Origin of the sequence: Mesorhizobium montanum (assembly GCF_033977145.1) — a bacterium.
Taxonomy (GTDB): Bacteria; Pseudomonadota; Alphaproteobacteria; order Rhizobiales; family Rhizobiaceae; genus Mesorhizobium; species Mesorhizobium montanum.
Genome location: NZ_JAVIJF010000008.1, coordinates 156,972 through 176,648 on the forward strand (window position 1 = coordinate 156,972; position 19,677 = coordinate 176,648).

Annotated in this window: 18 protein-coding genes; 11 read left to right on the forward strand and 7 right to left on the reverse strand. The window is 64.8% G+C overall.

From position 1 onward, the window contains the following. The first annotated feature begins 3 nt into the window (after nt 1–3). Together RFM68_RS13175 and RFM68_RS13180 are read left to right on the forward strand one after the other, a co-directional pair. Nucleotides 4–1,002 (forward strand): LLM class flavin-dependent oxidoreductase, encoded by a 999-nt coding sequence (locus RFM68_RS13175; RefSeq protein WP_320233406.1) that lies wholly within the window; start codon nt 4–6, stop codon nt 1,000–1,002. A 72-nt stretch (nt 1,003–1,074) separates the two neighbouring features. Continuing rightward, a complete protein-coding gene (locus tag RFM68_RS13180) occupies nt 1,075–1,875 on the forward strand; it encodes an inositol monophosphatase family protein (protein ID WP_320233407.1) in 801 nt (266 codons plus the stop codon). Here the strand turns inward: RFM68_RS13180 and RFM68_RS13185 are convergent. Then, complete coding sequence (locus RFM68_RS13185; protein WP_320233408.1) at nt 1,865–2,884, reverse strand: LacI family DNA-binding transcriptional regulator; 1,020 nt, start codon at nt 2,882–2,884, stop codon at nt 1,865–1,867. The two genes, RFM68_RS13180 and RFM68_RS13185, sit on opposite strands and share 11 nt — an antisense overlap. Before the next feature lie 218 nt (nt 2,885–3,102). On the opposite strand from RFM68_RS13185, the gene RFM68_RS13190 reads away from it, so the two are divergent. The 9 genes from RFM68_RS13190 (at nt 3,103) to RFM68_RS13230 (ending at nt 13,282) form a co-directional block, all read left to right on the forward strand. Continuing rightward, nucleotides 3,103–4,698 (forward strand): sugar ABC transporter ATP-binding protein, encoded by a 1,596-nt coding sequence (locus RFM68_RS13190; RefSeq protein ID WP_320233409.1) that lies wholly within the window; start codon nt 3,103–3,105, stop codon nt 4,696–4,698. Beyond that, nucleotides 4,695–5,990, forward strand: coding sequence for an ABC transporter permease (locus RFM68_RS13195; RefSeq protein WP_320233410.1), 1,296 nt, complete (start codon nt 4,695–4,697; stop codon nt 5,988–5,990). The genes RFM68_RS13190 and RFM68_RS13195 overlap by 4 nt, the downstream gene beginning before the upstream one ends. A gap of 18 nt (nt 5,991–6,008) precedes the next feature. Next, the gene (locus tag RFM68_RS13200; RefSeq protein WP_320233411.1) at nt 6,009–6,977 is read left to right on the forward strand and encodes a substrate-binding domain-containing protein; all 969 of its coding nucleotides are present in this window, start codon (nt 6,009–6,011) and stop codon (nt 6,975–6,977) included. Nucleotides 6,978–7,429: 452 nt separating this feature from the next. Further along, on the forward strand, nt 7,430–9,346 hold the full coding sequence (gene dnaK / locus RFM68_RS13205; protein ID WP_320233412.1) for a molecular chaperone DnaK: 1,917 nt from the start codon (nt 7,430–7,432) through the stop codon (nt 9,344–9,346). A 221-nt stretch (nt 9,347–9,567) separates the two neighbouring features. Beyond that, nucleotides 9,568–10,698 (forward strand): molecular chaperone DnaJ, encoded by a 1,131-nt coding sequence (gene dnaJ / locus RFM68_RS13210; protein ID WP_320233413.1) that lies wholly within the window; start codon nt 9,568–9,570, stop codon nt 10,696–10,698. A gap of 149 nt (nt 10,699–10,847) precedes the next feature. Further along, nucleotides 10,848–11,453, forward strand: coding sequence for a phospholipid N-methyltransferase PmtA (gene pmtA / locus RFM68_RS13215; RefSeq protein WP_320233414.1), 606 nt, complete (start codon nt 10,848–10,850; stop codon nt 11,451–11,453). Nucleotides 11,454–11,627: 174 nt separating this feature from the next. After that, nucleotides 11,628–12,224, forward strand: a complete 597-nt coding sequence (locus tag RFM68_RS13220; protein WP_320233415.1) for an NADPH-dependent FMN reductase — start codon at nt 11,628–11,630, stop codon at nt 12,222–12,224. After that, on the forward strand, nt 12,224–12,931 hold the full coding sequence (gene pyrF / locus RFM68_RS13225) for an orotidine-5'-phosphate decarboxylase (protein ID WP_320233510.1): 708 nt from the start codon (nt 12,224–12,226) through the stop codon (nt 12,929–12,931). The genes RFM68_RS13220 and pyrF overlap by 1 nt, the downstream gene beginning before the upstream one ends. A gap of 63 nt (nt 12,932–12,994) precedes the next feature. Then, nucleotides 12,995–13,282 carry a DUF1330 domain-containing protein gene (locus RFM68_RS13230; protein ID WP_320233416.1) on the forward strand — a complete coding sequence of 96 codons (288 nt, stop codon included), beginning with the start codon at nt 12,995–12,997 and terminating at the stop codon, nt 13,280–13,282. A gap of 288 nt (nt 13,283–13,570) precedes the next feature. Here the strand turns inward: RFM68_RS13230 and RFM68_RS13235 are convergent, their stop codons facing one another. The 6 genes from RFM68_RS13235 to RFM68_RS13260 all read right to left on the reverse strand — a co-directional run bounded on the left by RFM68_RS13235 (nt 13,571) and on the right by RFM68_RS13260 (nt 19,516). Further along, nucleotides 13,571–14,623: a D-alanine--D-alanine ligase family protein gene (locus tag RFM68_RS13235; protein WP_320233417.1), complete on the reverse strand. Its 1,053-nt coding sequence runs from the start codon at nt 14,621–14,623 to the stop codon at nt 13,571–13,573. Nucleotides 14,624–14,799: 176 nt separating this feature from the next. Continuing rightward, on the reverse strand, nt 14,800–15,672 hold the full coding sequence (locus RFM68_RS13240; protein ID WP_320233511.1) for an SMP-30/gluconolactonase/LRE family protein: 873 nt from the start codon (nt 15,670–15,672) through the stop codon (nt 14,800–14,802). Next, nucleotides 15,672–16,340, reverse strand: a complete 669-nt coding sequence (locus tag RFM68_RS13245; protein ID WP_320233418.1) for a 2-dehydro-3-deoxy-6-phosphogalactonate aldolase — start codon at nt 16,338–16,340, stop codon at nt 15,672–15,674. The genes RFM68_RS13240 and RFM68_RS13245 overlap by 1 nt, the downstream gene beginning before the upstream one ends. After that, a complete protein-coding gene (locus RFM68_RS13250) occupies nt 16,337–17,272 on the reverse strand; it encodes a 2-dehydro-3-deoxygalactonokinase (RefSeq protein ID WP_320233419.1) in 936 nt (311 codons plus the stop codon). Before RFM68_RS13250 ends, RFM68_RS13245 begins: the two co-directional genes overlap by 4 nt. Beyond that, nucleotides 17,269–18,036 carry an SDR family NAD(P)-dependent oxidoreductase gene (locus tag RFM68_RS13255; protein ID WP_320233420.1) on the reverse strand — a complete coding sequence of 256 codons (768 nt, stop codon included), beginning with the start codon at nt 18,034–18,036 and terminating at the stop codon, nt 17,269–17,271. Before RFM68_RS13255 ends, RFM68_RS13250 begins: the two co-directional genes overlap by 4 nt. 130 nt (nt 18,037–18,166) lie before the next feature. Next, nucleotides 18,167–19,516 carry a putative bifunctional diguanylate cyclase/phosphodiesterase gene (locus RFM68_RS13260; RefSeq protein WP_320233512.1) on the reverse strand — a complete coding sequence of 450 codons (1,350 nt, stop codon included), beginning with the start codon at nt 19,514–19,516 and terminating at the stop codon, nt 18,167–18,169. Between the last annotated feature and the right edge of the window lie 161 nt (nt 19,517–19,677).

Below are 19,677 nucleotides of genomic sequence, written 5' to 3' on the forward strand. Positions count from 1 at the left end.
TCAATGACGGCCCTTTCGGTTCTCGACCTGTCGCCGATCACGCAAGGCAGCACCGCTTCGCAGTCGCTGGCCAATTCGCTCGATCTTGCCCGCCATGCCGAGCGGCTGGGCTATACGCGCTACTGGCTGGCCGAGCATCACAACATGCCGGGCATTGCGAGCGCCGCGACGTCCGTGGTGATCGCGCATGTCGCCGGCGGCACCAAGACGATCCGCGTCGGCGCCGGCGGCATCATGTTGCCCAACCATGCGCCGCTGGTGATCGCCGAGCAGTTCGGCACGCTGGCGGCGCTTTTTCCCGGCCGCATCGACCTCGGCCTTGGTCGTGCGCCCGGCACCGACATGCTGACGGCGCGGGCGCTGCGCCGTAACCTCGAAAGCGCCGACAATTTCCCGCAGGACGTGGTCGAGCTGATGGGCTATTTCCAGCCGGCAGAAGAAGGCCAGCGCATCCGCGCCGTGCCCGGCGAAGGCCAGACGGTTCCGGTCTGGATCCTTGGCTCCAGCCTCTACGGCGCGCAACTCGCCGCGCTGCTCGGCCTGCCCTACGCTTTCGCCTCGCATTTCGCGCCGGCCGAGCTAGACCAAGCGCTGGAGGTCTACCGCACGCGCTTCCAGCCCTCGGCTGAGCTCGACAAGCCCTATGTCATGCTCGGCCTCAACGTCTTTGCCGCACCGACGGACGCCGAGGCGAAGCTGCTGTTCACCTCGTTGCAGCAGGCCTTTGTCAACCTGCGCAGCGGCCGGCCCGGCCAGTTGCCGCCGCCGGTCGAGAATTACGACCGCGATCTCGACCCGATGGCGAAAAGCATGCTTGCCCAGGCGCTGTCCTGCGCCGTCGTCGGCTCGCCGGAAACGGTGCGCCAGGGCATCGACGCCTTCATTCGCCGCACCGGCGCCGACGAATTGATGGTGACCGCGCAGTGCTTCGATCACGCGGCGCGCGTGCGTTCCTTCGAGATTCTCGCCGACGTGCATAAAGCGATGTCGAAGGCGGCCTGATCCGAACCACGGCTTTTGCCTGACATATTCCTCTGCTAAGGGCGGGCGCCCGTCCCCAGCGAGAGCCTTCACGTGACCGACGATCTCGACGACCGCATGCATTTTGCCATCGACCTGGCGCGGCGCGCCGGCGAGCTGGCGCTGAAATATTTTCGCGACCTCGACAATTTGACCGTCGAGAGCAAGGGCCATCAGGACCTGGTTTCCGAGGGCGACCGCGAGGTCGAGCTGTTCATCCGCGCGGCAATCGCCGAAGCCTATCCGGACGACGGCATCGTCGGCGAGGAGCACGCGGCCGTGACCGGAACAACCGGTCATGTCTGGGTGATCGACCCGATCGACGGCACCGCAAACTTCGTGCGCGGCATTCCCGCTTGGTGCGTGGTGATTGCCTGCGCCAGGGATGGCGAGACGATCGTGGGCGTCACCCATGAGCCCTCGACCGACGAGACGTTTTACGGCCGCCGCGGCGGCGGCGCCTTCGTCAACGGTAAGCCGATCAAGGCCAGCAATGCGGCCTCGCTTTCCGAGGGCTCGGTCGGCACCGGGCTTTCCAACCGCGCCTCGACTAAGAATGTCGTCGTGCTCATCACCCTGATCATGGCCGAGGGCGGCGTCTTCTACCGCAATGCCTCGGGCGCGCTGATGCTTGCCTATGCGGCTTCCGGCCGGCTGCTCGGCTATCTCGAGGAGCACATGAACGCCTGGGATTGTCTCGCCGGCATGCTGCTGGTCGAAGAGGCCGGCGGCACGGTGATGAAAGCGGACCCCAAGACCGTGATCGGCAAGGGCACCCAGGTGATCACCGGCGGCAAGCACATTTTCCCCAGGCTGCAACTGCTCTGCGAGACCTCGTTCGGACCTACGCGCTGACGGTCTGCACGATCGCGCCCAGCGGCCGGCAGGAATTGCGGATCATCAGTCGGCCCTTGAGGACAAGCTTGCGTGGCGGCGCGTCGCGGTTGCCGGCCAGCCGGTCGAGCAAAAGGTTCGCCGCCTGCTCGCCGATCGCCTGGACCGGCTGCGCCACGGTGGTCAATTGCGGCACGAACACATCCGACCACGGAAAATCGTCGAAACAGGCGACCGAAATGTCCTCGGGGCAGGACAGGCCGATATCGCGGATCGCCTTCATGGTGCCGATCACCATCGGGTTGTTGGCCGAGAAGACGGCGGTCGGCCGGTCGTGGAGCGACAGGAGTTGCATCGACGCGTTGTAGCCGTCGACCTCGTGGAAATTGCCGTGACGAACCAGCTCGCTCTCGAATGGCAGGCCGGCGGCCTGCAGCGCCTCGCGGTAGCCGGTCATGCGGCCATGCATGGGGGATATGTCGGATGTTCCGGTGATGTAGCCGATACGCCGGTGGCCGAGGTGGACCAGATAGGTGATGGCGTCGAACACGGCGCGCTGGTTGTCCAGCACCACCGCATCGGTGTCGACGCCTTCGCAGAGGCGATCGAGCAGCACCACCGGCACATTGGCGTCCTCGACGATGCGCTTCAAAATGCCGCCGTCGCCGACGCGCGCCACGATCAGCCCGTCGACCATGCGGTCGAGCAGCAGGCGGATCTGCTCGTCCTGCGTGTTCAGGTCCTCATCCGTGCAGCACAGCATGACGGCATAGCCGGCGCGGTCGAACGCCTGCTGGATGACCGAGACGACATCGGTGAAGAACGGGTTGGTGATATGTGGCACGGTCAGGCCGATGGTCCGCGTAGTGCCCATCTTCAGGCTGCGGGCAATGGCGTTGCGCTTGTAGCCGATGTCGCGGATCGCCTGCGCGATACGCTGACTGAGCTCGGGACTGACGGTCGCGGTGCCGTTGATCAGCGCCGACACGGTGGCCACCGACACGCGCGCCGCCTCCGCTACGTGCAGCATGGTCGGCGCCGTGGATTTCCGCTGCTTTTTCTGCCCGGGTACTGTCATTTTCGAAACGTTTAGTCGCCCCTGTTTGGCTAAGCCTACGTAAATCCGGCGTTTCTCGCAAGAATTGAAATGCATCAATCCTCGGTTACCAGATATGCGCTTGACACATTCGAAACGTTTCGATTAGCGTTCGAGCAGTCGACGACGACGGAGGGAGGCCGTCTTTTGTCATGCAGCGCGCTGACCCCAACACGACAGGGCCCATCACGACGGGGAATGTGGCGGCCGACGGTCCGGCCGTCGTTCTGAGCGCGACCGGTATTTCCAAGCGATTCGGCGGCATCACGGCGCTGTCCGACGTCGGCCTGGAGCTGCGGCGCGGCGAAGTGCATGCGCTGATGGGCGAGAACGGCGCCGGCAAGTCGACGCTGATGAAAATCCTCTCGGGCGTCTATACCGATTACGAAGGCGGAGTCGCCATCGACGGCCGGCCGGTCCATTTTACCGGCGTTCGCGACGCCGAGGATTCCGGCATCGCCATCATCCACCAGGAGCTCAACCTCGTCCCCGAGCTCAGCGTCGCCGACAACATCTTCCTCGGCCGCGAGAAGCTGATCGCCGGGCTGGTCGTCGACCGCAAGGCGAGCAGCCGCACTGCCAGCGCGCTGCTGCAGCGGCTGGGCATCGAGCTCGATCCGGAAGCGCGCGTCGGCACGCTGAGGGTGGGCGAGCAGCAACTGGTGGAGATCGCCAAGGCGCTGTCGAAGTCGGCGCGCATCCTGATCATGGACGAGCCGACCTCGGCGCTTTCGCCGGCCGAATGCGAGAGGCTGTTCCGTATCATCCGCCAGCTCGCGACAAGCGGCGTCGCGATCGTCTACATCTCGCATCGCATCGACGAGGTGATGCATCTGGCGAGCCGGGTGACGGTTCTGCGCGACGGACGCCATGTGCTGACGCGGGACATGACAGGACTGGACGAAGACGCCATCATCTCGGCCATGGTCGGGCGCGACCTTCTGGCTTCCTCCGGCCACGAACGCGGCCCCGGCGGCAATGTGGCGCTCTCGGTCAGGGATCTGTCGCTTTCGAAGCCCGACCGGCATGGCTGGCGCACGGTGATCGATGGCGTCGGTTTCGACCTCGCCGCCGGCGAGATCCTCGGCATCGGCGGGCTGCTCGGCTCGGGCCGCACCGAAATCCTGGAGGCGATCTTCGGCTCCAGCGATGGCCGCACCGGCGGCGAGATCCGGCTCGACGGCGCGCCGGTCGACATCGGCTCGCCGCGCGATGCCCGCCGGCTCGGCATCGCTTTGGTGACCGAAGACCGCAAGACGCAGGGCCTGCATCTCAAGGCCTCGATCACCGACAATGTCGCCTTGCCGCTGGTCGGCGCGTTGGCGCGCTTCGGGCTGCGCTCGCGCTCGGGCGAGCAGGGCCTGGCGCGAGAGGCGGTGAGCGCGCTCGGCATACGCTGCGAAAGCATCGAGCAGGCGGCCGGCACGCTGTCCGGCGGCAACCAGCAGAAGGTGGTGATCGGCAAGTGGCTCGCGACGCGGCCGCGCGTGCTTCTGCTCGACGAGCCGACGCGCGGCATCGATGTCGGCGCCAAGCGCGAAATCTACGACCTGATCTTCAAGCTGGCAGGCGACGGGCTGGCGATTGCCGTGATCAGCTCCGAACTGCCCGAGCTTCTGCATCTCGCCGACCGCATCCTGGTCATGGCGGAGGGCCGCCAGCGCGGAATTCTTTCCCGCGCGGAAGCCAGCGAGGAGGCGATCATGCGGCTTGCCGCGCCAAGACGCTCAGCGAGACCTGCCGCATGAACCTCATCAGCCTTCTCTCCCGAACCAAGCTTTACTGGGGGCTGATCGCCATCTTCCTGATCGGCGTGTTCGGATCGCCGATCAGCTCCAAGGGCAACAACATCTTTCTGTCCTACGGCAATCTGCTCGACGTGCTGCGCCAAGTGTCGACCACCGGCCTGATCGCCACCGGGATGACCGCGGTGATCCTGACCGGCGGCATCGATCTTTCCGTCGGCTCGCTGATGGCGATCTGCTCGGTCGTCTGCGCCATGCTTTTGACCGTGCCAGGCTTCACGCCGTCTGCGGCGCTCGGCGTGCCGACGGTCGCGCTGGTCGCTCTGTGCCTCGGCGCCCTCGCCACGCGCTTCATCCTGCTCAACATCGAGAAGTCCCGCGCCGGCGCGGAAGCCGGCCGCGACGTGCGGCTGGACAAGGCGCGCGGACTGGTCATTCCGGGCGTCGTCGGCGTGATCCTGTGCTGCCTCTCGCTGTGGTACCTGCTGCCGCAGGTCGAGACCAAGTTCGGCGTGCTCGGCGTGCTTCTGGCGGCGCCCTGCGTCGGCCTTTTGTTCGGCACCATCAACGGCTTCATCATCGTCGCCGGGCGGTTGCAGCCGTTCATCGTCACGCTTGCGATGATGGTGACGGCGCTTGGCATCGCCAGGCTGACGGCCGGCCAGAACAACGCCGTGCTGCCGGTCTATACCGGCTCCAACGCCACCGCCGAATTCGAGGTCCTGCGCTCGCTGGTGTTCGGCATCGTGCCGATGCCCGGCCTGTTCTTCCTCGGCGCGATCGTGATCTACGGCGCGGTGCTGCGCTTCACGCCCTTCGGCCGCTATGTCTATGCGATCGGCGGCAATGAGGAGGCGGCACGGCTTTCGGGCATCGCCGCCGGGCGCGTCAAGATCGTCACCTATGCCGTGTCGGGCCTGCTCGCCGGCATCGCGGCGGTGCTCTACGTGGCGCAATACCGGCAGGGCAAGCCGGATGCCGGCGCCGGGCTGGAGCTCGACGCCATCGCCGCCGTGGTCATCGGCGGCACCAGCCTGATGGGCGGGCGCGGCAGCCTGATCGGCACCTTCTGCGGCGTGCTGATCTTCGGGCTGCTCTCCAACATCCTGCAGCTGCACAACATCAATTCGAACCTTCAGCTGGTGCTGAAGGGGGCGATCATCATCGGCACCGTGCTCGTGCAGGAGCGCAACGCCGGCGACCTTCTAAGCTATCTGCGCCTGCCCGGCGGACGGACGGCGCAAAAGGAAACGGCCGCAGCCAAGCGGCCGTCACAGGAGACCTCGTCTCTATAATCCGGAGGAAACAGGACCATGAAACGACGTGATATGCTGAAGCTCGCCACCTTCGCGGCGGCACTTCTGACGACCACCGCGCTCTTTTCCGGCAACCATGCCTTTGCCCAGAACAAGAAGTGGAAGATCGGCTTCTCGCAGGTGACGACCATCGAACCCTGGCGCGCCCAGTTCAACAAGGACATCATCGCGGAAGCCGCCAAGCACCCCGAAGTCGAGCTGATCATCACCGATGGCGAGGACAAGACCGAAAAGCAGGTCGCCGATGTCGAGAACCTGATCCGCCAGGAAGTCGACGCGCTGCTGGTGTCACCGAAGGAATCGGCAGGTCTCACTGGCGTGGTGCAGCAGGCGATCGACGCCAAGATCCCGGTCTTCGTGCTCGACCGCAATGTCGAAACCAAGGACTACACCCAGTTCGTCGGCGGCGACAACGCGCTGATCGGCCGGGCGGCGGGCGAATATGCCGTCGAGCTTCTCGGCGGCAAGGGCAAGGCGGCCGGTAATGTCGTCGAGATCTGGGGCGGCATGGGCACGCAGCCGGCGCATGACCGCCATGACGGTTTCCATGAATTCACCGACAAGGAGCCGGGCATCAAGTACCTGCTCGACCAGCAGTCGGGCGACTGGAAGCAGGACCAGGCCTATAACATCATGGCCAACGCGCTGAAGACCAACGAGAAGATCGATCTCGTCTACGGGCACAACGACCCAATGGCCTACGGCGCCTATCTCGCCGCCAAGGATGTCGGCCGCGAGAAGGACATCAAGTTCATCGGCATCGACGGCCTGCCCAACGAAGGCGTGCAGATGGTGAACAAGGGCGAACTGACGGCGACCTTCACCTATGTCACGCCGGGCGCCGAGGGTCTGCGCCAGGCAATCAAGTTCCTGAACGGCGAGAAGGTCGAAAAGACCATCACGCTGCCGACGGAAAAGATCACCAAGGAAAATGCCGCCAAGATCCTCAAGGACAACGGGCTCTAAGCGCGGAATCCCCCTACCGGGCGAACGAGTCCGGGAGGGGGATTCTCCTCGAGCGCCGGGCGCTCCTCAACTCTTGTCGCCAGGGCGGCAGCGCTGATTTTCCGTTCTTTCGCGACCGAAAGTCACGTCCGCCGGGGCACACCTTGCCCCTGCCGGACGGAAAATCCGCGCGTCGCCGGCGGCATCGATTTTGAAAAAACGAGCCGGAACAAGGCGATAGCGCCGTCTCACGCCGATCCCGCCGCAACCGGCGGTGGTCGCTTCCCGACTCCAGTCGAGACAATGGACAGCTTGCGCAGAATGCTTGCGCCCCGTGTCGGCTGTTCTTATATACGCGCCAAGCCGTTCGGCCCCGAAAAGCGGGACCGGGACGGGATTTCTTATGAACAGGGGCTTTCGTCGGAACGCCTTTTCAGGGTCCTGAGAGCCTGCTTAGAGGAGAGACTAGAACAATGGCAAAAGTTATCGGTATCGATCTCGGCACTACCAATTCCTGTATCGCCATCATGGATGGTAAGGACCCCAAGGTAATCGAGAACGCTGAAGGCGCGCGCACGACGCCTTCCATCGTCGCCATCTCGAATGACGGCGAACGTCTCGTCGGCCAGCCGGCCAAGCGCCAGGCGGTCACCAATCCGGAAAACACCATCTTCGCGGTCAAGCGCCTGATTGGCCGCCGCTATGACGACCCGGTGACGGAGAAGGACAAGAAGCTTGTCCCTTACAAGATCGTCAAGGGCGACAACGGCGACGCGTGGGTCGAGGCCGGCGGCAAGAAGCAGTCGCCCAGCCAGATCTCGGCCATGATCCTGCAGAAGATGAAGGAAACGGCGGAAGCCTATCTCGGCGAGAAGGTCGAGAAGGCGGTGATCACCGTTCCGGCCTATTTCAACGACGCCCAGCGCCAGGCGACCAAGGACGCCGGCAGGATCGCCGGCCTCGAGGTGTTGCGCATCATCAACGAGCCGACGGCCGCGGCACTCGCCTATGGCCTGGAGAAGAAGGACGGCAAGACCATCGCCGTCTATGACCTTGGCGGCGGCACCTTCGATATTTCGGTGCTCGAAATCGGCGACGGCGTGTTCGAGGTGAAGTCGACCAATGGCGACACCTTCCTCGGCGGCGAAGACTTCGACATGCGCCTCGTCGAGTACCTGGCGGCCGAGTTCAAGAAGGAACAGGGCATCGACCTGAAGAACGACAAGCTTGCCTTGCAGCGCCTCAAGGAAGCCGCGGAAAAGGCCAAGATCGAGCTGTCGTCGACGACGCAGACCGAGATCAACCTGCCCTTCATTACCGCCGACGCCAGCGGCCCGAAGCACCTGACGATGAAGCTGACCCGGGCCAAGTTCGAGCAGTTGGTCGACGACCTCGTCCAGCGCACCATCGAGCCCTGCAAGGCGGCGCTCAAGGATGCCGGCCTGAAGGCCGCCGAGATCGACGAAGTGGTTCTGGTCGGCGGCATGACCCGCATGCCCAAGATCCAGGAGATCGTGAAGCAGTTCTTCGGCAAGGAGCCGCACAAGGGCGTCAACCCGGATGAGGTCGTGGCACTCGGCGCCGCCATCCAGGCCGGCGTGCTGCAGGGCGACGTCAAGGACGTCCTGCTGCTCGACGTGACGCCGCTGTCGCTGGGCATCGAGACGCTGGGTGGCGTGTTCACCAGGCTGATCGAGCGCAACACGACGATCCCGACCAAGAAGAGCCAGACCTTCTCGACCGCCGAGGACAGTCAGTCGGCGGTGACGATCCGCGTCTTCCAGGGCGAGCGCGAAATGGCGGCCGACAACAAGATGCTCGGCCAGTTCGACCTGGTCGGCATCCCGCCGGCGCCGCGCGGCGTGCCGCAGATCGAGGTCACCTTCGACATCGACGCCAACGGCATCGTCAACGTCTCGGCCAAGGACAAGGGCACCGGCAAGGAGCACCAGATCCGCATCCAGGCTTCGGGCGGTCTGTCCGACGCCGACATCGAGAAGATGGTGAAGGACGCCGAGGCCAATGCCGAGGCGGACAAGAAGCGCCGTGGCCTCGTCGAGGCACGCAACCAGGCGGAAGCGCTGGTGCATTCGTCCGAGAAGTCGCTCAAAGAGTATGGCGACAAGGTCTCGGAGGCTGACCGCGCCGCGATCGCCGACGCCATCGCCGCGCTGAAGGCCGCGGCCGAAGGCGACGACGCGGCCGATATCGAGGCCAAGTCGCAGTCGCTTGCCGAAGCTTCGATGAAGCTCGGCCAGGCCATGTACGAGGCCTCGCAGAAGGAAGCGGCCGAAGCCGACGCCAAGGCGGATGCCGCCAAGGATTCGGACGTGGTCGACGCCGACTTCGAGGAAATCGACGAAGACGACGACAAGAAGAAGTCGGCCTGAGCCGGCTGGCGGCGTATAAGTGCAAAAGCCCGGCACAAAGCCGGGCTTTTTTGCAACCTTCGTTGAAAAAGTACGGGCCTGTCCGAAAAAGTGACGGAAAAACGCGGAGCGAGCCCGGCTTAGTACTAGCATCCGGGAAGCATCGCTCCTAAATCCAAGAACGTGCCGGCAACGTCGCCAACAATGCTTGAAGACATTGAGCATCCGGACAGCGGGAAAAAATGAAAGCTGATTTCTACGAAACGCTGGGCGTGCAAAAAGGCGCCGACGAAAAGGAACTCAAGAGCGCTTTCCGCAAGCTCGCCATGCAGTTCCATCCCGACCGCAACCCCGGCGACGGTGCCTGCGAGCACAAGTTCAAGGAAATCAACGAAGCCTACGAGACGCTGAAGGATCCGCAGAAGCGCGCCGCCTATGACCGCTTCGGCCACGCCGCCTTCGAGCAGGGCGGCATGAACGGCGCCGCGCACGGCTTTGGCGCCGGCGGTTTCGCCGATATCTTCGAGGATATTTTCGGCGACATGATGGGCGGCCGGCAGCGCCGTTCTTCCGGCGGCCGCGAACGCGGCGCCGACTTGCGCTACAACATGGAAATCACGCTGGAAGAAGCGTTCTCCGGCAAGACGGCGCAGATCCGCGTGCCGGCCTCGATCTCATGCTCGGAATGCTCCGGCAGCGGCGCCAAACCCGGAACGCAGCCGGCGACCTGCTCGATGTGCCACGGCCACGGCAAGGTGCGCGCAACGCAGGGCTTCTTCTCGATCGAGCGCACCTGCCCGCAATGCCAGGGCCGCGGCCAGACGATCAAGGACCCTTGCCCGAAATGCGCCGGACAGGGTCGCGTCACCGAGGAGCGCTCGCTGTCGGTCAACATTCCGGCCGGCATCGAGGACGGCACCCGCATCCGGCTTGCCAATGAGGGCGAGGCCGGCCTGCGCGGCGGACCGTCCGGCGACCTCTACATCTTCCTGGCGGTGAAGCCGCATGAATTCTTCCAGCGCGACGGCGCCGATCTCTATTGCAAAGTGCCGATCTCGATGACGACGGCAGCCCTTGGCGGCTCCTTCGAGGTCGCCACGCTCGACGGCACCCAGACCAAGGTCAAGGTGACGGAAGGCACGCAGAACGGCCGCCAGTTCCGCCTCAAGGGCAAGGGCATGCCGGTGCTGCGCCAGCCCAATGTCGGCGACCTCTATATCCAGACGGCGGTCGAGACGCCGCAGAACCTGACGCGCCGGCAGCGCGAGCTGCTGGAAGAGTTCGAGCAGCTGTCCTCGAAGGACAACTCGCCCCAGTCGAGCGGCTTTTTCGCGCGCATGAAGGACTTTTTCGAGTCGTTCGGCGAGGGCTGATCCCGCCGCCTGTTGAACAAAGAGCATTGGCTGGCAGCGCCCGCTGGCGCACTTCCCAAGCGTCATCAACACCTTATGCCAGATTGACGCCTTGCCTTGTCCCACCTACCTGCTAAGTAGCGGGTCGGGGAGCGTTGAGGAGAGCTCGCATGGCACGTAGTCCCGGGTTGCGCAAAGCGCTGGCGGAAAAGTTCGACGACGAGCTGAAGTTCTTCAAAGGCTGGATCGACAAGCCGAAAGCGGTCGGTTCGATCGTTCCGACAAGTTCCATCACCGCCCGCAAGATGGCTTCGATCGTCAATCCGAGATCGGGCCTGCCGGTATTGGAAGTCGGGCCCGGCACCGGCGTCATCACCCGCGCCATCCTTGCCCAGGGCGTGAAGCCCGAAAACCTCTATGCGGTCGAATATTCCACCGACTTCGTGCGCCATCTGCGCCGGCTCTATCCCGGCGTCAACGTGATCGAGGGCGACGCCTTCAATCTGAACGCCACGCTCGGCGACCGAAGCGGCATGGTGTTCGATTCGGTCGTCTCCGGCGTGCCGCTGCTCAATTTCCCGGTCGCCCAGCGCATCGCCTATATCGAAAGCCTGCTCGACCGCATTCCGCATGGACGGCCGATCGTGCAGCTGACTTACGGCCCGCTATCGCCGATCCCGGCCGGGCGCGGCGACTACACGGTCGAACATTTCGATTTCATCATCCGCAACATCCCGCCGACGCAGCTTTGGATCTATCGGCGCAAGGCGCATTAGATGAGTAGGGAGTAGGCAGTAGGCAGTAGGCAGTAGGCAGTAGGAAATCGAGCCGCTCATTCCCCTACTGCCTACTGCCTACTGCCTACCCCCTACTGCCTATTCCCTGTTTCCTCATCCAGCCGTTGATTTGGATGGCCTCTGGCTATACCTGTCCGGGTGCAAGGGTGGCCAATGGCAGTGATCCCAAGAATCCTCGTCTTCGCGGGCTCGGTCCGGACCGGCGCTTTCAGCGGCCGGACCGCCGACGTCGCGCAGAAAGAACTCGCCATGCAGGGCGCGGAGGTGACGCGCATCTCGCTCGGCGACTATCCGCTGCCGATCATGGACGAAGACCTGGAAAAGGAAAAAGGCATCCCCGAGAACGCCGTCAAGCTCGGCCGTCAGATCGCGGCGCATGATGGCTTGCTGATCGCGACGCCGGAATATAACGGCTCGATCCCGCCGCTCTTGAAAAACTCGATCGACTGGGTGAGCCGAAACCGGCGTGACGGCAGCCGTTCCTTCAGGCCGCTTTACGGCAAGCCCGTGGGCCTCTGCTCCTCTTCCGAGGGCAAGTTCGCCGGCATACGCTGCATCAACCATCTGCGCGCGGTGCTGGTGCGCTGCCAGATGGAGGTGATCACGCCGGAATGCTCGATTGCCGGTGCCGACGAAGCTTTCGCCGAGGACGGACAATTCAGGGACGCCAGACTACACCAATCGATGGAGCGCCTATGCCGCACACTGATCGAAACCTCGCGCATGATGTCCACCCGGATCGAGGCGTGATGCATTTCGCGGAGGCCGACACCATGCGCGACCGGCTGATCGTCGGGCTCGACCTGCCGACGCTGAGGGAAGCCGAGAAGGCGGTGCGCGAGCTCGAAGGCAGCGTTTCCTTCTACAAGATCGGCTATCAGCTCGCCTTCGCCGGCGGGCTGGATTTCGCGCGCGAACTTGCCGGCGGCGGCACCAAGGTGTTCCTCGACATGAAGCTGCTCGACATCGACAACACGGTGGCCAAGGGCGTCGAGAACATCGTCAGGATGGGCATGACGATGCTGACGCTGCATGCCTATCCCAAGGCCATGAAAGCAGCGGTCGAGGCGGCCAAGGGCAGCGATCTGTGCCTGCTCGGGGTGACGGTGCTGACGTCGATGGACGAGCAGGACATGATCGACGCCGGCTATGAATACGACCCGCACACGCTGGTGCTCAGGCGCTCCGAGCAGGCACTGCATGCCGGCATGGGCGGCATCGTCTGCTCGGCGGAGGAGGCTGAAGCGGTGCGCCGGATCGTCGGCCCCGACATGGCGGTGGTGGCGCCGGGCATCCGGCCATCAGGCAGCGACCATGGCGACCAGAAACGCGTGGTGACGCCGGCGCAGGCAATTCGCAACGGCTCGAGCCACCTCGTCGTCGGCCGGCCGATCGTCGCGGCGCCGGACCGCCGCGCCGCGGCAGCGGCGATACTCGCCGAAATGCAATCGGCCTGAGGACCAGTTCTGAAACTCTACTTTCAGAACCGGTCCTCGCTGGGCACAAACAGGAGAAGACGAATGCCAAAGGGATATTGGATCGCTCGTGTCGATGTGCGCGATCCGGAGGGCTACAAGGACTATGTCGCCGCCGCGAAGCTCGCCTTCGACCGCTTCGGCGTGAAGTTCCTGGCGCGTGGCGGCGAGCATGAAAAGGCCGAAGGGCCTGGACGCGCCCGCAACGTCATCATCGAGTTCGAGTCGTTTGCGGCGGCGCATGACTGCTACCACTCGCCGGAATACCAGCGTGCCGTCGCCATCCGCCAGAAAGTGGCCGACGGCGAGATCGTGCTGGTCGAGGGCGTTTAGTTCGTCGCGGGCAGGAATTGGCAGATCGGCTGTTGCTGCGTTGGCACGTTGGAGATTAGCCGAAACGCCCATCGCTTCGTCATTCTTGGGCGGAGCGGGAAGCGAAGCGTACCGCGCAGACCCAGGGATCCATGCCGTGACGCATGAGCGCTGCCGCGATGCAGAATTCTGCTCCGCTGGATCCTAAGATAGAGGTAACGGCATGGATTCCAGGGTCTGCGCGCGTCGCTTCGCTCCTTGCTCCGCCCTGGAATGACGAAGTCGTCAGGTCTCAGCCAATCATGAAGGTCACGACGTCAACCTATTGGCCGCCGTCTCGGCCATCGCGTCGGCAAGGCTCATGCCCCATTGCCTGCGGCAATAGTCGCGAAAATCGAAGCAAGGCAGGCCCGGACAGACTTCGAACTCGATGAGGTGGACGGTATCGTCGGCCTCGACCCGGAAATCGATGGAAAAGACGTCCCGCAAGCCAAGGCCGCCGATCAGCCTTTGCGCAATGGCGCGGATTTTCCGGTCCGCGGCCGGCTGGCTCGAGCCGACAGGCTCGAGTTCCGGCTCGGCGTAGGTTCCGGCGTCCTTCGCGGCCTGGCCGGTTTCGCCATAGAGCGCCATCGAGTCGGCCATGGTCTGGAAATCGCCGCCGGAATCGACGAAGAAAATACCGAGCGCCTCGACGCCGGTTTCCTTCTTCAGGCCGAGGAAGCTCGCCCGCACATTGCGGCCGGCGACATAGGGCTGGACGACGACATCGTCGCGATAGTGGGAAAAGACACGCCGGCTAAGTTCCAGCGCGTGGCCGAGTTCGGTGATACGCGAATCCGGCCAGATGCCGATCTTGGCGCCAAGCCGGTTCGGCTTGACGAACCAGCCGGCGGACGAGGCCGGCGGCTCGACCAGCCATTCGCCATCGCGCGCAAAACCGGCCGGCGGCACCGGCAGGCCGAGCGCACCGAGGACCGCGCCGGAGCGGAACTTGTCCTGGCAGAGCGCGAACAGCGCATCATCGGCGCCGACCGTGCGCAACCCGTTCAGCCGCGCCATCGCGGGTGCTGCGCCGCCGCGGAAATAGGCGATGCCGTCGGTCAGCGTCCAAACCAGCGTCGTGTCCGGATCGGCTTTCGCCAGCACCGGCGCCGCATTGTCGAGCTCGACAGCCATGAAGGCGACGCCGCGCTTCTCGCTGGCGACCGCCAGCATACCAAACTCAGGCGCCAGATCGGTCGACTGCGCCAGATAGGACGAAATCTCGGCGGCGCGCTCCGCCGGGAACCCGTCGGCGACAAGCCGATCAAAGCAGGCCTTTTCCGGCTCATAGACAAGGATCAGCGTCGGCTGCGGCATCGAATGCTCCGGGCGAAATCAGGCGCTTACCATCGCATGGCCGGAGCGATGGGCTTGCGGGAAACCGACCGGGCCGGGGCGGTTGCGCGACAGTCGGAGCAACTCCAGAGTGCGCCGCGGTTGGGCCCGGTGGCTTCGCCGTAAGCTTCCGTCCGGAATTGCCTGAACCCCAGCGATCAGGCGATCAGCACACGCGGCTCGAAGCGGCCTTTGACCGGGATATCGAGCAGGAAGGTCATGCCGGCCTGCGGATCGAGAGCGCGCTGCTTCTCATCCTTGCCCTTCCAGGCCGATGTCACCGCGATGCGGTCGGCCTTCTGGCCGACGAAGGCCGGGCAAGAAGCCTGCGTGACCGGCATCGCGATCTCGCGCAGCAGCGTGCCGTCCGGCGCATAGGCCTTCACCGCCCTGCCGCCCCAGACGGCATTCCACAGCACGCCGTCGCGGTCGACGACCGAGCCGTCGACATAGCCTTTCGAGGAGCGATGGTCGACGAACACCTTTGGCTCGCCTTCCGGCAGGCCGGTCGCCGGATCGCAGGCGACGCGCATCAGAAGCCCGGTCGAGGTATCGGTGTAGTAGGCGATCGTCCCATCCTCGGAAAAGCAGATCGAATTGGAAACGGTGATGTCGGAAAACAGCCGGCGCAGCTCGCCCTTGAAGAACCAGTAGATCGAGCCGGCGCCCTTGCCCTCGGCCTTGCCCATCGTTCCAGTCCAGAAGGCGCCGCAGGGATGGACGCGGGAATCGTTGGAGCGCGTGAGCGGATTGTCGGCCTCGATCGGCGTGTGCAGCGTCAGCTTGCCGGTCTTCACGTCCCTGACCTGCAAGCCGATCTCGGTGGCGATGAGTTGGCGATCGGCGTCGATGACGGCGATGGCGCTGGCCATCAGGCCGAGATCATGAATTTTCAGGGCACCGGCGAGCGGCTTTTCCAGAAGCTTGCCGTTGACAATGTCGAACCAGAACAGCGTGTCTGTGGCGGGATCGTAGCTCGGACCTTCGCCGAGCTCGCAGATATGGTCGCTGAAGATCGAAACGCCGTCCATCATGCTACTCCGAAGGCTTGGTCCCAGGCCGCGACCGCGGCGCGGGCGCGCTGCGCCACATCCTCCACACTGGCGCCTGGCTTATAGAGGCTCGACCCAAGCCCGAAGACGCTGACGCCGACCGCCTTGTAGCCGGCAAAGTCCTTGTCGGAAACGCCGCCGACGGCGCCGATCAGCGTCGTCGCCGGCAGCACGGCGCGAATGGCCGCGATGCCGCTCGATCCAAGCACGCTTGCCGGGAAAAACTTGAGGGCGGAGGCGCCGAGCCGGATCGCCTGGAAGGCCTCGGTGGGCGTGAACACGCCGGGCATGGTCACCATGCGGTGGTGCTTGGCGCGGCCCATGACCTCGGCATCGATGTTGGGGCTGACCAGCAGGCGCCCGCCGGCCTTGTGCAAGGCGTCGACATCCGCCCCCGTCAGCACCGTGCCGGCGCCAATCAGCGCCGTTTGCGGAAGCGCCTTGACCAGATCGGCGATGGAGAGGAACGGCTCCGGCGAATTGAGCGGCACCTCGATCGCCTCGATGCCGGCATCATGGATCGCCCGGCCGATCGCCACCGCCTCGGAAGGCTTCAAGCCGCGCAGGATGGCGACAAGGCCGCGCTTGAGCTTCGGAAACGCCGCGGTCTGGATCGCTGCCGTCTGGGTCGCCGCGGTCTGGGTCATGGGGCGTCTCCTATCATGCCGTTCTCGCGCGCCGCCTCGACAAGGCCGGCGCGCACCGCTTCATCGGCGTCCACGGTGCGAAAGGCAAGGCCGGCAAGGTCGAGCGCCGCCCCGTAAAGCGTGGCCAGCGCGCCGGACGCGATCAGCGCCACCGGCGCATCGCTGGCGCCATAGCGGCGCCTTGCCGAGGCTATCTCGCCGCCGATCAAAAGTCCTGACAGGCATGCCGCCGCATCGTTGGGCTGCAGACCCTGCAAGAGCCCGGCGGCGCGGATGGCGAACAGCTTCGAGGTGACGTCGCCGCCCTCGCCCAATGCCCGCTCGCACCATTGGCGGAAGAACGGGCTGTCCGCGGCAACCGGCGCAGGATGCTCGCCCAGCGAATGTTTCAAGATCGAATGCGCGGCGAGCACCGAGTAGAGCTCGCCGGTCGGCCAGGTGCCGAAGCCTACGACCGCGCCGTCCTCGGCCGCGACCCATTTCGAATGCGTGCCCGGCATGCAGACGAGGTGGCGCCCCTTTGCCGGCAAACCGGCGCCGGCAAGCTGGGTTTCCTCGCCGCGCATGACATCGGGCGCGTCGGTCAGGCGCTGGGCAAGGCCGGGCACGATGCGGATGTCGCGGCTCTGGCCCTCGATGCGGGCGGCACCGCGCAAAATGGCGCCGATCGGCGCCGGCACGGTGACGTAAGGCGCCTCGATCCAGCCTTGCCGGGAACCAGCCATGCCGCAAATGATGACCGGCAGCGTTTCAGGCGCGCCCATGGCGGCAAGGTGGCCTTCCAGCACCTTGGCAAAGCCTTTTTCACGGGCGGTGATCAGCCCGTCGTCGCCGCGCCGCTCGGCAAGCACCTTGCCCGAGCTGTCGATCAGCCAGGCCCGGAGCCGCGTCGTGCCCCAGTCGAGCGCGGCAATCGCGGGTGCCGAGCTCACAGGAAGCCTCCGTCGACGATCAGCATCTGGGCCGTCAGCATGCGCGAGGCATCCGATGCCAGGAACAGCACCGTGCCCACCATGTCGTCGGGCTGCATGACGTCCTTGATGCACTGCTTGGCGACATGGGCGGCGAGCCCCTCATCGGTGACCCAGAGCTCGCGTTGTCGTTCGGTGATGACCCAGCCTGGCGCCACCGCGTTGACGCGGATGCGGTCGGCGCCGAGCTTGCCGGCAAGGCCCTTGGTCAGGCCGAGTATGCCTGCCTTGGCCGCGGTGTAAGCCGGCATGTCAGGGTGGTTGATCAGATAGGAGGTGGAGGTGAAGTTGATGATCGAGCCGCCGCCGGCGCGCTTCATGCCGGGCGCCACCGCCTGCGCGGTGAAGAAATGCGGCCGCAGGTTGATGGCGAGGCTGTTGTCCCAGAACTCGACCGTGACGTCTTCCACCGCGTGGCCGTCGTCGAGCGCGGCGTTGTTGACCAGCGTCGTGACATCGCCATGCGCTTCAGCCGCTTTTGCCGCGGCGGCGCGCAGCGCCTCGACGTCGCGCAGGTCGGCCCTAAGATAGAGCGGGCGGCGGTCAAGCTCCTTTTCCAGCCGGTCGGCCAGGGCCGTGCTGGACTTGTCGGCTATGTCGATGAAAGCGACCTTGGCGCCCTGCCGCATAAAACCTTCGGTCAGCGCCGCGCCGATGCCGGAACCGCCGCCGGTGATTAGCACCGAGGCGCCGTCGAGGTCGGCGAAACGCGCCGATGGCATCATGATTTCCATCTCCCTTTGGCCGGCGCGCATCCTAGCCAGACAAAGCGCGGGAGCAAGGAGAAACGTCGGATCTGCCGCCAAATGTCAGACAAATGATCGGCGCGCCGCTTAAACGGCGCAGCCGCCCCGGTCAGATCGCCTTGGCGTGCAGCGCGCCGCGATAGGAATCGCGCAGATAGCCGAGCGTGGCGTCGGCATCGGCCGGCTTGCCGAACAGATAGCCCTGCCCGCCGGCGCAGCCGAACTGGACGAGACGGTCGGCCTGCGCCTCGTCCTCGATGCCTTCGGCGACGACATCCATGCCGAGCCCCTCGCACATGGCGAGGATGGCGCGGATGATATGTTCCGATGGCCGGTCGTCGAGGATGGAGGAGACGAAGGCGCGGTCGATCTTGAGCTTGTCGAAATGGAATTCGCGCAGGCGGCCGAGCGACGACTGGCCGGTGCCGAAATCGTCGAGCGAGACGCGGATGCCGACGCGGCGCAGGTCCTCGACGATCTTCTGGGCCGAGGCCGGATCGTTCATCAGGCCGGTCTCGGTGATCTCGATCTCCAGCCGGCGCGGATCGAAGCCGGTGCGGTCGAGGATGGCCAGGATGTGCAGGCCGGTGTTCTGGTCGACGAGCTGAGACGGCGACAGGTTGAAGGACAGGAACAATTCCTTCGGCCAGCTGCGCGCCGCTTCGGTCGCCTTGCGCAGCACCAGCTGCGACAGCGGACCGATGATGCCGCGTTCCTCGGCGATCGGGATGAAGACGGATGGCGGTACGACGCCGAGGTCGCGGTCGGTCCAGCGCGCCAGGGTCTCGAAGCCGATGGTGCGGCGGCTGTTGAGGTCGACGATGGGCTGGAAATGCGGCTCGACCTCGCCGGCCGAGACGGCGCGCCGCAGCGCCTGCTCGATGCGGGTGACGCGCTTGGCCGCCTCCTCCATCTCGCGGGTGTAGACGACGACGCGGCCGCGGCCCGAGCGCTTGGCGTGATAGAGCGCGGTCTCGGCCTTGTTGATCAGGATCTCGGTGGTCTCGTCGCCGGAGTAGAACAACGAGCAACCGACCGAGGCCGAAAGCCTGGCGGTGCGCTCGCCGACATCATAGGGCGCCGACAATATCTCGATCAGCATGCGCGACGTCTCGGCCGCCTGCTCCTCCGAGAACACCATCGGATAGAGGAAGGCGAACTCGTCGGCGCCGATACGGCATACCGTGGAATAATTGTCCATCGAGGCGCGCAGCCGCATTGCCACCTGGATCAGGATGTCGTCGCCGGCCTTGTGGCCGAACAGGTCGTTGATCGGCTTGAAGCCGTCGAGGTCGAGGATGCCGACGGTGAAGGGCGCGGGATCGTCGGCGCGGTCGCTGATCAGGCGATCGACCTTGTCGAAGAAACGGCGATGGTTGCCAAGCCCGGTCAGCGCATCGGTGAACGCCAGATCGGTGTTTTCCTTACCTGGCTGACCGGTGCCAAACGTCGTTTGCATCATGCCTCTGTTCTGATGTCTGTATTTTCGGCCAGACTGGCAGCAAAGCGTTTAGGAAAAGTATCGGAAAATCGATTTTCCACCGGCCAAAAGGTTGCTTGCCTCGCCGGCAGCGGTTCAGCTTCGACAAGGAGGCTGATCTGCCTCGAATATTCGCTTAT